Consider the following 14,456-nt stretch of genomic DNA (forward strand, 5'->3'; position numbering starts at 1 on the left):
AGTTGGGGTTTTGTTTGTCCGCGAGAAAAAATTTATCCGTTGATCCGCTCCTGGGGTAATCGCGTCAAACCTCTTGGGTGGTTTTTGGTATGGTGCAGCTCGTTTTTTAATGGACTTAGAGTTCACTCGCACGGATCGGCGCTGACCTTTTATTTAACGAGAAGCTGTAGCAATGCCCGAACCCATCCCGATAAAGGATCACGAGAAAGAAACCCGCCTGGTCAACAAACGGCTGCTGGCCTGCGCGATGTTAGTGGTTGCCGTGACCTGTACCCTGGTCGGTCGCCTGTATTTCTTGCAGGTGGTGGAATTCGACTATCACTCCACCGTCTCTGAAAACAATCGTGTCCATGTACTGCCGATCACCCCAACCCGCGGCCTGATCTACGACCGCAATGGGGTGGTGCTTGCCGATAACCGGCCCAGCTTCAACCTGACCATCACCCGTGAACGCACCACCGATCTCAAGGGCGAGTTGGACGAGGTGATCAACCTGCTGCATCTGCCGGCGGAAGATCGCGCGCTGTTCGACAAGGAAATGAAGCAGGCCCGCCATCCTTTCGTCCCGGTCACGCTGTTCTACGAGTTGACTGAAGAGCAGATCGCCGTCTTGGCGGTCAACGAATACCGCCTACCGGGCCTGGACGTTGAAGCGCAGTTCGTGCGCCATTACCCCATGGGTGCGCACTTTGCCCACTCCATCGGCTACGTCGGGCGGATCAACGAGAAAGAAGCCAAGAGCCTCGACTCTGTGGAGTACCGCGGCACCCAGTCCATCGGCAAGACCGGTATCGAGAAGTTCTACGAGTCTGAGCTGCACGGTCACGTCGGCTATGAAGAGGTGGAAACCAACGCCCAGGGCCGGGTGATGCGGGTGCTCAAGCACACCGATCCGGTACCAGGCAAAAACATTGTCCTGAGCCTCGACGTGAAGCTCCAGGAGGCCGCAGAAGAGGCCTTGGGTGATCGCCGTGGGTCGGTGGTGGCGCTGGATCCGGCCACCGGCGAAGTGTTGGCGATGGTCAGCAAACCGAGTTTCGACCCCAACCTGTTCGTCACCGGTATCAGCTTCAAGGAATACGCGGCGCTGCACGACTCCATTGACCGTCCGCTGTTCAACCGTGTGCTGCGCGGCCTCTATGCACCGGGCTCGACCATCAAGCCGGAAGTGGCCATCGCCGGTCTCGACAGCGGCGTGGTCACGGCCTCCACGCGAGTATTCGATCCGGGCTACTACCAACTGCCCGACTTCGATCACAAGTACCGTAACTGGAACCACAGCGGCGACGGTTGGGTGGACATGGACGCCGCCATCATGCGGTCCAACGACACCTACTTTTACGACCTGGCCCACAAGCTGGGCATCGACCGCCTGCACGACTACATGGCCATGTTCGGTCTGGGCGAGAAGGTCTCCCTGGACATGTTCGAAGAGTCTGCCGGCTTGATGCCTTCCCAGGCCTGGAAGCGCGCCACCCGGCGTCAGCCATGGTTCCCTGGCGAGACGGTGATCCTCGGCATCGGCCAGGGTTACATGCAGGTCACGCCGTTGCAGCTGGCCCAAGCCACTGCGTTGATCGCCAATAAGGGCGTGTGGAACCGTCCGCACTTGGCCAAGACTGTGGATGGAGTGGCGCCGGTGGATGAGCACCCGATGCCGAATATCCTGCTCAAGGACCCGCGTGACTGGGAACAGGTCAATCACGGGATGCAGATGGTCATGCACGACCCTCGTGGCATCGCTCGCGCCAGTGCGGCCGGTGCGCAATACCGTATCGCCGGTAAAAGTGGTACCGCCCAGGTGGTGGCGATCAAGCAGGGGGAACGTTACAACCGCCTCAAGACCCGCGAGCGCAATCGCGACAACGCCTTGTTCGTCGGTTTTGCCCCGGCCGAGCATCCGCAGATCGTGATCTCGGTGATGATCGAAAACGGCGAGGCCGGTGGTCGCGTGGCCGGCCCCGTGGTGCGGCAGATCATGGACGCCTGGCTACTGGACCAGGACGGCCACCTGAAGCCGCAATACGCCAGCCCCAGCAGCAAGGCGCCAGGCGCCCCCCACGTCTGAGTCACATCAACAACGGGCTCCCCAGTACATGCTCACGCCGGTTGAGCATGTGCTGAAGGCCTTGCAGAAAAGCCGTTTCGGCCTGGGTCATCTTCTGCTCGCGGTTCCACAGCAGCTTGAGGTCGAAATCCACCACCCCTTCCTCCGGCGGCAAACGCCACAACAGCCCTTGTTCGACTTCCCGTTGCACCAGGTGGGTTGGCAGGCAACCGATGCCTAAACCGGCGCTGACCAACCGATAGATTTCTTCGAAGCTGGTGGACGAGGCAATGATCTTGCCGGTGAACCCCTGTTGCTCGCGGAACAGGGTCAAGGGCGGGAGGTTGCCGCCCAACTGGTCGCTGGTGAAACTGACGAAATTTTCTGTGGCCAATTGCGCCAGGCTCAGGTTCTGCTGGCCGAACAGGTGATGGCGCGGGCCGCAGAAATAGGCATAGCGCTCGCGAAACAGCACCCGTTGTTCCAGGCGCGGCTGGGGCAGGCGACACGGGCCGATGCCGAGGGTCGCGGTCTTTTGCAGCAGGGAACTGATGATGCTCGAACTGCCCAGCACCTCGACCTCAAACTCGATCTGCGGGTGGTTCTGATGAAAGTCGGCGAGAAACTCATCGTAGTGCCGAGCCTGCACGCCGCTGCTGATGAGGATCCGCACCTTGCCCGTCAGGTCATCCTGGCGGCTGGCCAGCACCGTGCCCAGGCGTGACACGTCGCCATAGATATCCGCCGCGATGCGCAGCACCTCCTCACCGGTCTGCGTCAGTTCGAAACGCCTGCCGCTGCGGGCAATCAAGCAGGCGTCCAAGTGCTCTTCCAGGCGCTTGAGGGCCTGGCTGACCGCCGACTGGGTGAGGTGCAGGCGAGCGGCGGCGCGACTGATGCTGCCTTCCTGGCCGATCACCAGAAAGGTGCGCAGCAGGTTCCAGTCCAGGCGGTCATTGAGAAAGCGCCGGCCGTCCCAGGCTGTGGAGGGTGGCGTGGAAGGCGGTAGGGAGAGGGGCATGTGAATTCCTGGCAGTAGCCTGGCTAATAGTAAAGATAAGAATTCGAAAATTGACTAATCCTGGCATGGCGGCGATAAAGCCCACAAGCGCCCGAGAGCGCCGGTGGATCAAGCCTGGCGTCCGCTCCCAATCCCCTGATAGCAACCATTATCCCAAGAGCGGATGGCTGGCTTCGGGTGGGAACCGGAGACGCCGACAAGGCCCGCCCATCCCATCATCCTTGCCTGAGAGGTGCAGTCGTGAGCAAACTCGAACACATGAGCCCGGTCGAGTGGCAAGCCCGTTGCGAGCTGGCCGCGCTGTACCGGCTGGTGGCGCACTTTCGCATGACCGACCTGATCGATACCCACATCACCTTGCGCATCCCTGGGCCCGAGGAGCACTTCCTGATCAACCGCTACGGCGTGCTGTTCGAGCGGATGCGTGCCAGCGATCTGGTGCGTATCGACCAGCAAGGGCGTACGGTCGACCCCCATTACAGCGGCCATCGGGTCAATGCTGCGGGGTTTGTCATCCACTCGGCGATCCACCAGGCGCGCGAGGACCTGCACTGTGTAATCCACACCCACACCGCCGCTGGTATGGCAGTGGCTGCGCAAAAGCAGGGTTTGTTGCCCATCAGCCAGCATGCACTGAAGTTCTACGGCAAGTTGGCTTACCACACCTATGAAGGCATTGCCTTGTCCCTGGATGAGCGCGAGCGCCTGGTGGCTGACCTGGGGCCGCACAAGGCGATGATCCTGCGCAATCACGGCCTGCTGGTGGGTGGCGCCAGCGTGGCCCATGCCTTCCACGAGATCCACTTTCTCGAACGGGCCTGCCAGGCTCAGGTCCAGGCGCTGTCTGGCGGCTCGGAGCTGCATTACCCGTCGCCCGAAGTCTGCGCCCACACCGCCGAGCAGTTCGAGGACGATGACGCCGATGACCTGATCCAGTTGGCCTGGGACGCGGCCCTGACCCTGATCGAAGACCAGCGGGCCTCCTACCTGTCCTGACGCCGCACGCCAATCAATACCTGCCCAGGCACGCCGCGTCGCAAACGGGGCTTGCCATTCGCTTGACGTTAACGTCAAGATGCTCCGGGTGCCGATTGGCTTGGCGCAGGTTTTGCCTGAGGGACGACAGTACACCCGAAACATCGGGTCAAACTTCCCTTTACTGCCATCTGAACCGGGTGTAGACATTGGCCTTGGCTTGCGCGCCCCGCGCGCCAAGGGAGTGGTCCGGGGAGGTAATGGGCGGACCGATTCGGAGCGCTTGATGACTCTTATAAAAACAACAAAGGGTGAGCCGTTACACGAAGCCCGGCTGGCCCGGGAAAAGCTCCACCTGGAAGGCGAAGTCCCCGATGGGGTGCTGCGTGCGGAAATCGATGCGTCATGGCGGCGCAGCCTCAGCCATGGTGTGCACGTCAGCGCGCAAACCGAGCTGGCCCTGGAGTCCCGGGACAGCCTCGATGTGTTGCTGGCCAGCAACCGTTTGTTGCTGGATGCGGCCATGCCGGCCATTGATTACCTGGCCGAGCGCCAGGGCAAGGACGGGCTGATCATCCTCGCCAACTCCGACGCCACCATCCTGGCGCTGGAAGGCCGAGCCGACCGGCTCAAGGGCAGCGGCGTGCAGGACATCACCCTGGGTGCCTGCTGGAGCGAGGCCACCCGCGGCACCAACGCCCTCGGCACGGCCCTGGTGGAAGCCCGGCCGACCCAGATCGACTGTGGCGAACATTACCTGGATCGCCTGAGCCACTTTTCCTGCACCTCGGTGCCGATCTATTGCCCTCAAGGTGACATCCTCGGCGTGCTCGACCTGACCCGCGAAGGCCCCCTGGGCCGAGCCCAAGACAGCTCCGCGTTGTTGTCCATGGCGGTCAGCCAGATCGAAAGCCGTGTGTTCAACGCCAGCTACCCGGAGCAGATCGTTCTCGCCTTCCACAGCCGCCGGCAGTACCTCGAATCCCCGTGGCAGGGTCTGGTGGCGTTGAGCTTGGGCGGGCAGATCCTCGCGGTCAGCACCCAGGCCTGCCAACTGCTGCATGCCCCCCGTGAATCTCTGGTGGGCCGGCGTTGCGAGGAGTTTCTCGGCGTCGACAGCCTGCAATTGCTGGCCCGCCTGCAGCCCGGCGGTGTCGGTAGCTTGCAGACCGCCAAGGGTGAGTTGTTCTACAAGGCGGTGCGCGCGCCTCAGCGTTCGATCAATGTCAGCAGCATGCCCCGCAGTACGCCCAAAACCACCCCGGCCGCGCCGTCACTGGAGAGCCTGGCCGGCAGCAACAGCCGTTACGCCCGAGCCCTGCGCATGGCCCGCCAAGGGCTGGCCAATGCCTTGCCGGTGCTGTTGCTAGGGGAAACCGGCACCGGTAAGGAGGTCATCGCCCGGGCCTTGCACATGGCCGGCAGCCGCGCCGACAAACCCTTTATCGCAGTCAATTGCGCGGCCATTCCCGAAGGCCTGATCGAGTCGGAACTCTTCGGCTACCGCGAAGGCGCCTTCACCGGCTCGCGGCGGGGTGGGATGATCGGGCGCCTGCAACAAGCCCATGGCGGCACTCTGTTTCTCGATGAAATCGGCGACATGCCCCTGGCCCTGCAAGCGCGTTTACTGCGGGTCTTGCAGGATCGCAAAGTGGCGCCCCTCGGCGCAGGCGAAGAGCAGGACATCGACGTGGCGCTGATCTGCGCCACCCACCGCGACCTCAAGCAGCAAGTGGAAGACAAAGCCTTTCGCGAGGACCTGTTCTACCGCGTCAACGGCATCAGCGTGATGCTCCCGGCCCTGCGCGAGCGCGAGGATTTCAGCGAACTGGTGGGCAGCCTGCTGGCCCGCCTCGGCAGCCCCGGCGTGCCCCTGGAAGACAACCTGCGCCGCTTGCTGGCGGCCTATCACTGGCCGGGCAACATCCGTCAGTTGGAAATGGTCCTGCGCACCGCCCTGGCCATGCGCGAGGCGGGGGAGGTGGCCCTGAGCCTGGAGCACCTGCCCGACAGCATGCTCGACGAGCTCAACGCCAGCGAGCGGCCCCACAGCGGCAGCATCCGCGAGAATGAACTGGAACTGATCCGTCAGTCCCTGGACAACCACCAGGGCAACGTCTCGGCCGCCGCCGACGCCCTGGGCATCAGCCGCGCGACCCTTTATCGCAAGCTCAAACAGTTGCGCAGTTGATGCGGCGGCTTATCGGTCGGCTGGTGGACAGCCCCAATCCCGAAGCGTTGCAAGCGGCCTTGCAGTGGCTGTACGGCTTTGTCCGACCCCAGCGCCTGGCGATCGCCGGGCTGTTGGGGCTGTCGGTCTGCGCCTCGTCGCTGGTGCTGGTGCAGCCCTGGTTGACCAAGTTGCTGATCGACGACGGCTTGCTGGCGCGCAACTTCTCCATGCTGGTGCTGATCGCCGGGCTGATGATCCTCGCCGGGTTGCTCGGCACCGCCTTGTCGGGCGTCAATCGCTACCTGCACACGCGCCTGTCCGGGCGCATCCTCTTTGCCCTGCGGGACGATCTGTATCGGCACTTGCAAACCCTGTCGCCGGGTTTCTACGGCCAGCGGCGCATCGGTGACCTGATGTCACGCCTGGATGGCGACGTCGCCGAGATCCAGCGCTTTGCCGTGGATTCGCTGTTCTCCGCAGTGTCCAGCGTGATCGGCCTGGTGGTGGCCCTGGCCATGCTGTTGACCCTGTCCTGGAAGCTGTCGCTGCTGGCGCTGGTATTGATTCCCCTGGACGTGCTCTGGCTGCGCTGGATGCGGCGCAAGGTCGAACGGGATGTGCGCCAGTTGCGCGAGCGTTCGGCGGATATGTCGTCGTTCATGGTCGAGACCCTGCCGGTGATGAAGTTCATCCAGAGCGCCGGCCAGCAGCAGCGTGAAGCCCGGCGCCTGGAGCAGTTGGGGCAGGGCTACATGAGCCAGTTGCTGCGCCTGCAAGTCACCGAGTTCTTCACCCAGGCGGTGCCCGGCACCTTGACCTCGCTGTCCCGGGCCTGCGCTTTTCTGATTGGCGGCTATTGGGTGGTCCAGGGCACCTGGCAACTGGGGGCGCTGATCGCCTTTTCCACCTACCTGGGCATGGCCGTGGGGCCGGTGCAGAGCCTGCTGGGGCTGTACGTGGCGATCCAGCGCATGACCGTGAGCCTGGGTCGGGTCATGGAGTTGCGGGGCGAAGCGCCGAGCGTGACCTCGCCCGCCGTGGTGCAGCCGATGCCGAACACCGGCCACTTGAGCTTTCACGGCGTGCACTTTGCCCACCCGGGGCGCGCAGTGACCTTGCGGGGCATCGAAGCGCAGATTCCCTATGGTTTGAAAGTCGCCCTGAGCGGTGCCTCCGGGGTGGGCAAATCGACCCTGATCGACCTGTTGCAACGCCATCACGACCCGCAGGCCGGCCAGGTGCTGTTGGACGGCATTGATCTGCGCCAGCTCGACCTGTTTGAACTGCGGCGGCGCATTGCCGTGGTCAGCCAGGACATCGTGCTGTTCCGTGGCAGCCTGGCCGACAACCTGGCCTACAGCTGCCCCCACGCCAGCCGCGAAGCCGTGGCCGAAGTGGCGCGCCTGGCCAAGTTGGACAGCCTGATCGCCTCCCTGCCCGAAGGCCTGGACAGCCCCTTGGGCGAGCGCGGCCAGCAACTTTCCGGCGGCCAGAAACAACGCATCGCTATCGCCCGCGCCTTGCTTCAGGACCCGTTGATTCTGGTGATGGACGAAGCCACGTCCGCGGTGGATGAAAGCACCGAGCGCGAAGTGATCGAGGCCATCGACCGGCTGTTTGCCGGGCGCACCCGCATCTTGATCAGCCATCGCCCCTCCACACTGGCCGACGCCGACCTGCGCTTCGAACTGGTGGACGGCGTGTTGCGTTCATTCCCGGTGCCCCATGACGCCTGAGTTGCGGGTCGGGGTTGTCGACAGCGGGCACTCGCCGGCGCAGCAGGGGCGGGTGCGCGGCGGCCGACGTTTTTTACCTGGAAGTCGAGGGATTGGGCGAGGCCGAGTTGCAGTTCGACCCCTTGGGACACGGCACGGCCATTATCGAGGCCATCGACCGCCGCGCGCCCCGAGCCTCGATCTACATGGCCCAGGTGTTCGACCAGCGCGGGGTCACCAGTGCCCTGCAAATCGCCGCCGCCATCCACTGGTTGCTGGAGCAGGACGTGCGCCTGATCAACCTCAGCCTCGGCCTGCGCCAGGACCGCAGCCTGTTACGCGAAGCTTGCGCTGCAGCGGTGGCCCGTGGGGTGCTGCTGTGCGCATCGAGCCCGGCCCAGGGCGAGGGTGTGTACCCGGCCCTTTACCCGGGCGTGCTGCGGGTGACCGGGGACGCTCGCTGCAGTGTCGATCAGTGGTCCTGGCTGGACACTTCCCAGGCGGATTTCGCCGCCTGTGTGCGCGGCAGCCAGCCCGGCCAGTCCGGGGCCAGCCTGGGGTGCGCGGCGTTGAGCGGGCACATCGCCGCCTACCTGGACGCTCACCCCGGCGCCGGCAACTTGCAAGTCAGCCAGTGGCTGCGGGACAACGCGGCTTACCAAGGTCCTGAACGGCGACAGCCCGCATGCAGCCCGTAATCATTCTAGGGGCGGGCCCGGCCGGCGCCGCTGTGGCCCTGGGCCTGCGCCGCCTCGATTACCCGGTGACCCTGATCAGTGACTGGCGGCGCTTTCCGGCTTTGGAAGGGGTGTCCGTGCGGGTCCTCGAAGCCTTGCGCGGTGCGGGCTTGGAGCAGGCCTTGGGCGATGCTTTGCAGGCCTCGCAGCGGCAGGTGGCGTGGAACGGCGAGAGCCATGCGCAGAACATCGAATACCTGCTGGACCGCCCGACCTTCGACCGAGCCCTGCGCGAGGCCCTGGTCCTGGCCGGGGTGCGGCTGATTGCCGGCCGGGTAGTGGCGGTGGACGCCAGCGGAGGAGGGCATCGCGTGCGGGTAGAAGGCCAGGACGAGGTGCGGGGCGCATTTCTGGTGGACGCCCGTGGGCGCCAGGCCCCGGCCTTGGGCAGGAGTGCCGGGGCGGGCCTGCGTGGGCCGGAAACCGTCAGCCTGCTCAATCGTTGGCAGGGCCCCACTGGCAGTGCGGCGAGTGCCGTGCACAGCCTGCGCGACGGTTGGGCCTGGATGGCGCGGCGGCAGGACGGCCAGTGTTATTGGCAGCTCACGGTGGACGTGGCCAGCGCCACACTCCCGGGCAAGGCGCAGTTGCTTGAGTACTGTCGCAAGCGCCGTCGTGACTGCGCCATGACCCAGGATTTTTTTGCCGGCGGCGACGAGCACGAGTTGCACCTGCATGCCCGCAGCAGCACAGCGATTCTCAGTCCTCAGGTGTGCGGCGATCACTGGTTGCGAGTCGGCGATGCGGCGATGGCGGTGGACCCGCTGTCGGGCAATGGCATGTTCCAGTCCCTGTCTTCGGCCCTGCAGGCGCCGGCGGTGATTAACACCTTGCTGCAAAGGCCGGAACGGGCGGCCCTGGCGCGACGTTTTCATGAGGCCCGGGTGCGGCAGCTGTTTTTGCGTTTTGCCCGCATCGGCCGGGATTTTTACGCCGACGAGCAACGGTGGTCAGAGCAGCCGTTTTGGCAGGCTCGGCGACAATGGCCGGACCAGGAGCTGGCGCATGCTGCGGTGGATTTCGCGTCCTTGCGCATCGAGCGTGCCCCGGTGTTGCGTGATGGCCTGGTGGACGAAGCCGAGGTGGTGATCACCCCGGACCAACCCTTGGGTGTCTGGCACGTGCAGGGCGTTGAGCTGGCGCCCCTGTTGCGTCGGCTGCAGCAACAATCACCCGCCCAAGCCCTGGCCGGCCTGAGTCCGGAACAAGACCGCGCCGTACGCGGCTGGCTGCTAGGCCAAGGCTACCGCCCCCCTGGGTAGGAGCTGGCTTGCCAGCGATAGTGCCCCCAAGGCCAACGCCAGGCCCAAGGCCGCCTCGCCGGCAAGCCGGCTCCTACAAGATCCGTGAAGACCGGGCCGCAACGTCACCCCATCCCACTTTGTAGGAGCTGGCTTGCCAGCGATAGCGCCCCCAAGGCCAACGCCAGGCCCAAGGCCGCCTCGCCGACAAGCCGGCTCCTACAAAATCCGCGAAGAACGGGCCGCAACGTCACCCCACCTCACCCCTTGTAGGAGCTGGCTTGCCAGCGATAGCGCCCACAAGTACAACGCCAGGCCCAAGGCCGCCTCTCCGGCGAGCCGGCTCCTACAAGATCCGGGAAGACCGGGCCGCAACGTCACCCCATCTCACCCTTTGTAGGAGCTGGCTTGCCAGCGATAACGCCCCAAGGCCAACGCAAGGCCCAGGGCCGCCCCGCCGACAAGCCGGGGTTCAACTATCCCCCCGATTTGCAACGGCCAGCGGTCAGTCACCGGTATTGAGGTACACCCGGTGGCCGCCTTTCCAGGTTTCGCAGATCTTGATGTCCCTGATGGCAGTGGCCGGGACTTTTTCGTCCAGTGGGTCCTGCTCGAGGATCACAAAATCGGCGAAGTTCTGATCCTGCAACGACCCGGTCCAACGCTCGGCATGGCACTGCCAGGCCGCGTCGTAGGTGATGGCCTTCAAGGCCTGTTTGCGGGTCAGGCACTCGCCTTCGTTGAGGATCGGTTGCAGCCGAGGGTCCTGGACAAACTGCTGGCTGGCATCACGGATGCCTTCCATCTTGCGGGTCACCGCCTGTTCCATCGAGCGCAGGGGCCCCAGTGGTGTCACCGTGCAGTCGCTGTGCAGGGTGATCTTCAGTTGTTGTTCCAGGGCCGACTGGCACAGGTCGAGCATCGTTTCGGCGCGCTTTTCGAAAATCGCCTGCTTGAAGGCGTAGCCCCAGTACCCGACATGACCAATCAGGAAGCTCGGCGACACGCCCAGGCGCTGCATGGTGGCGAGGGTTGACGGGGTCAGCAGCGAGCAGTGCTCGATGCGATGGCGTTTTTCCAGGCCGCTCTGGCCCTGCAAGGCTTCCTCATAGGCTTGCAGGGTGAACTCGATGGCCCGGTCGCCGTTGGCGTGGATCATCAATGGCCAGCCGGTGTCGAGGGCACTGCGCACCACGTTCTGGTAAGCCTTGGGTGTTTCCAGCGGGGTAGTGTCCTCGTCACAGAAATTGAAGTTGCCCACCGGGCGCGTGGTCTGGCAGCAGTAGTCCGTGGATTGGTAGCCCGTCAGGCCTTGGTTGGAGCCGTCCGACACCAGCTTGACCGAGCCTTGATAGATCCGTTTGGCTTCTTCCCGACTGGCGGGGCGGTAGGGCGGCAGCTGTTGAATGCTTTCGGCCGTGCCTGTGCAAGCGGCGGCGTAACCGATGCGCAGCCTTCTCGGGTGGGTCAGGAAGTAGATGTCCAATACCAGCTTCGCCACGGGCTCCATCATCGCGTCATACAGCAACGTAATGCCGCGTCGGGCCGCCGTGTCGAAGTAGTGGTCGATGCGCTTGAAGATGTTCAGCATTTCCAGTTGCTGTTTGAGGGGAATGGATTTAATCGCGACGGCGACGTCCCCCTCCTGCAGGACGCCGTCCTTGGCGCGGATGCCGGTTTTTTCAAACACCGCATCGCTTGCCGCGGTGTTCAGGTAGGCGGTGTGCATAGACGCGCTGATCAGCAGCATCGGGTGCTGCTTGTCGATGGTGTCCAGGTTGCCGATGTCGTCGCCGGGGCCGCAGTGCAGGGTAATCAGTTTGTTCAGGCCTCCGGGGACTACCTCAAAGGGCATCAGCGCCGGGTCGACCATGTGCCCGAGGATCCAGCTCGAGCTGTCCTGGGGCAGGTTGCTCTGGATGGTGTGGGTCAGCCAGTCCCAGTTGTAAGTGGGGCGCAGCCGTTGGTTCTTGTGCTCGTCCGGGTTGTCGGTGTCAATCGCCCCCAGGTTCAGCCAGCCGTCCATGGCGCAGCTTTGCACGATGTGGGCATGGGGCTCGATCAGCCCGGGCAACAGGGTTTTACCGTTCAATGGCTGCTTGTCGTAGTCAATGCCCAGGGCTTGCATGCGCGCTTCGACGCTGGCCAGGGTGCCTGAGGCGACCACGTCGCCGGCATGGATGCCCAGGGCTTCGACCCGTTCATCCATGTTGCCGTCGCGCAGGGGGTAGATGGTGCCCGCGTAAAACACGATGGACTCGCCACTTGGCTCCTGTCCCAGGTCCTGCGCGCGGTGTGTCGGGTGGGGGGTGTGGCTGGCGGGGTTGAGGCTGTCCTTCAAGGCGTCCCAGACGGGGTTGTGGCAACCGCACTGGACGTAATCGTGATCATTTCCTTTTGATCCCATGATGCTTTCCTCAGGTTTTCGGTGGTTTGAGGCCTTGTGGGTTAATGAGCCAGGTCCTGATGCCAGGTGGCGAAACGGCTCGCGCTCAGCGTAGCAGCGGTTTTCGCCGGGAGTGGGTCAATTGCCGAGGGATGCCGGGCCAGGTACGTCGGATCACGGGCGACGCACCTGGCCCGGCGGAATGTCTCTACACCGAGTTGTCGCGGCTCATCGTTGTCACGGCTTAGAGTTTGATCAGCACCGACTTCAGCTCGGTGTAATGCTCGATCGCCGCGTAGCCCATTTCCCGGCCGACCCCAGACATCTTGTAGCCGCCAAAGGGCAGGGCCGGGTCCAGGGCGCTGTGGCAGTTGACCCACACCGAACCGGATTTGATCTTTGGAATCATCCGGTGCACGGCGGCCAGGTCATTGGACCAGATGCTCGCTCCCAAACCGTAGGGGCTGTCGTTGGCCATGCGCAGGGCATCGGCTTCGTCGTCAAAGGGGATCGCCACCAGCACCGGACCGAAGATCTCTTCCTGGACCAGGGAGTGCTTCTGGTCGACGTCGACAATCACCGTGGGTTTGACGAAGTAGCCCGGGCCGAATTGCTCGCCGCCGCAGGCCAGGGTGGCGCCGCTTTCGCGGCCCATTTCAATGTAGCGGTAGACCCGTTCCTGCTGCCGCGCGGAAATCAGCGGGCCCATGTCCACGCTGCTGTCCAGGCCGTTGCCGAGTTTCATGGCATTGGCGATGTTGGCGATGTCGCCCACCACCCGGTCGAAGTGTTTGCGCTGCACGTACAGGCGCGAGCCGGCGCAGCACACTTGACCCTGGTTGAAGAAAATCGCACTGGCGGCCCCCGCCGCAGCGCTGTCGAGGTCGGCATCGGCCATGACGATGGTCGGTGATTTGCCCCCCAGCTCCAGGGTTACCCGGGTCATGGAGTCCATGGCGATCTTGCCGATTTCCTTGCCCACCGCCGTGGAGCCGGTGAAGGTCAGCTTGTCCACCAGGGGGTTATGGGTCAGGGCGCTACCGGCGGTGATACCGGTGCCGGTCACCACGTTGAACACGCCTTCGGGGTAGCCGGCTTCCTGCACCAGTTCGGCCAGTTTCAACGCACTCAGCGGGGTCTCGTCGGCGGGCTTGAGCACCACCGTGCAGCCGGTGGCCAGGGCCGGGCCGAGCTTCCAGCAGGCCAGCAGCAGGGGGAAGTTCCAGGCGACGATGGCGCCCACCACGCCCACCGCCTCGCGGCGGATAAAGCTGTGGAACTGGTCGTTGGGCATCAGCGGCAGGGACACGTCGACGCTGGCCCCTTCGATCTTGGTCGCCCAGCCGGCCATGTAGCGCAGGAAGTCGATGGACAACTGCACATCCATGACCTGGGCCACGGCGGCGCTCTTGCCGTTGTTCAGGCATTCCAACTGAGCCAGCAGCTCGGCATCGCGCTGCATCAGGTCGGCGAGTTTCCACAGCAGGTTCTGCCGTTCCCGGGGACGGGTGCGGCTCCAGGCGGAGTCGTCGAAGGCCCGGCGCGCCGCCAGTACCGCGCGGTCGACATCATCCACTGTGGCCCGGGGCACCAGGCACAGCTGTTCGCCGGTGGCGGGGTTGCGCAGGGGCATGGTCTGGCCGTCGGCGGCCTCGACCCATTCGGCGCCGATCAGCATGCGCGGGGCGCGTTGGATAAATGCCGTGGTGGCGGGAAGCAGGGATGCGATGGCCATGACTGGACCTCTTGTTGTGCGTGAGGCCAGGGCTTTCGCAATGGCTGTGCCAATCCTCGACGCGCACCGCAGAGTGCCGGTTTGCACGGTGTGGCTGGCCCGACAGCGCGACGGGCGTGAGCGCACAGGTCGCAAACTGCGACAGGCTTGAGACGGATTCTCAGGTTGGATGCCGTCAGGGGGCGACCCAAGGGGCAATGCAGTGGGGGATTCGGTGCGCAGGTTGGGGGGCGCTGCAAATGTCCATTTCGCGCTAATCAATAGGGAGTTCACGGGAGACGGTCGGCCAGGGCGCTCCCTAAAGTGGGCGCGTCGAAAAGGAGAGTCGCTGTCATGCCAATTCACCGTGGGCCCGTCCTGGCCTTGTTCACCTTGCTGGCCGGTTGTGCCTGGGGGCCTGGCCGGCCGCCGAGCAGCAGCCTGGCC

Annotated in this window: 8 protein-coding genes and 1 pseudogene; 6 read left to right on the forward strand and 3 right to left on the reverse strand. The window is 64.3% G+C overall.

Annotated elements, in window-relative coordinates; genetic code table 11:
- The first annotated feature begins 172 nt into the window (after positions 1-172).
- The gene (gene mrdA, locus M1B34_RS32685; RefSeq protein WP_268267336.1) at positions 173-2,068 is read left to right on the forward strand and encodes a penicillin-binding protein 2; all 1,896 of its coding nucleotides are present in this window, start codon (positions 173-175) and stop codon (positions 2,066-2,068) included.
- A 1-nt stretch (position 2,069) separates the two neighbouring features.
- Here the strand turns inward: mrdA and M1B34_RS32690 are convergent, their stop codons facing one another.
- Positions 2,070-3,068 (reverse strand): LysR family transcriptional regulator, encoded by a 999-nt coding sequence (locus M1B34_RS32690; protein ID WP_268267337.1) that lies wholly within the window; start codon positions 3,066-3,068, stop codon positions 2,070-2,072.
- A 240-nt stretch (positions 3,069-3,308) separates the two neighbouring features.
- Here M1B34_RS32690 and M1B34_RS32695 point away from each other — a divergent pair, with 240 nt between their 5' ends.
- From M1B34_RS32695 to qhpG, 5 genes and pseudogenes are all read left to right on the forward strand, one after another.
- On the forward strand, positions 3,309-4,064 hold the full coding sequence (locus M1B34_RS32695; protein WP_268267338.1) for a class II aldolase/adducin family protein: 756 nt from the start codon (positions 3,309-3,311) through the stop codon (positions 4,062-4,064).
- Positions 4,065-4,329: 265 nt separating this feature from the next.
- A complete protein-coding gene (locus M1B34_RS32700) occupies positions 4,330-6,234 on the forward strand; it encodes a sigma-54-dependent Fis family transcriptional regulator (protein ID WP_268267339.1) in 1,905 nt (634 codons plus the stop codon).
- Positions 6,234-7,952: an ABC transporter ATP-binding protein gene (locus tag M1B34_RS32705; RefSeq protein ID WP_268267340.1), complete on the forward strand. Its 1,719-nt coding sequence runs from the start codon at positions 6,234-6,236 to the stop codon at positions 7,950-7,952. The genes M1B34_RS32700 and M1B34_RS32705 overlap by 1 nt, the downstream gene beginning before the upstream one ends.
- Positions 7,942-8,629, forward strand: a pseudogene (gene qhpE, locus M1B34_RS32710) (subtilisin-like serine protease QhpE). Before M1B34_RS32705 ends, qhpE begins: the two are co-directional and overlap by 11 nt.
- Entirely contained in the window at positions 8,617-9,930 is a 1,314-nt protein-coding gene (gene qhpG, locus M1B34_RS32715) for a flavin-dependent monooxygenase QhpG (protein WP_268267341.1), read from the forward strand. Before qhpE ends, qhpG begins: the two are co-directional and overlap by 13 nt.
- 484 nt (positions 9,931-10,414) lie before the next feature.
- Here the strand turns inward: qhpG and M1B34_RS32720 are convergent, their stop codons facing one another.
- Positions 10,415-12,316, reverse strand: coding sequence for an amidohydrolase (locus M1B34_RS32720; RefSeq protein WP_268267342.1), 1,902 nt, complete (start codon positions 12,314-12,316; stop codon positions 10,415-10,417).
- Positions 12,317-12,539: 223 nt separating this feature from the next.
- On the reverse strand, positions 12,540-14,030 hold the full coding sequence (locus M1B34_RS32725) for an aldehyde dehydrogenase family protein (protein ID WP_268267343.1): 1,491 nt from the start codon (positions 14,028-14,030) through the stop codon (positions 12,540-12,542).
- Positions 14,031-14,456 lie beyond the last annotated feature (426 nt).

It is taken from the genome of Pseudomonas morbosilactucae, assembly GCF_023241715.1.
GTDB lineage: Bacteria > Pseudomonadota > Gammaproteobacteria > Pseudomonadales > Pseudomonadaceae > Aquipseudomonas > Aquipseudomonas morbosilactucae.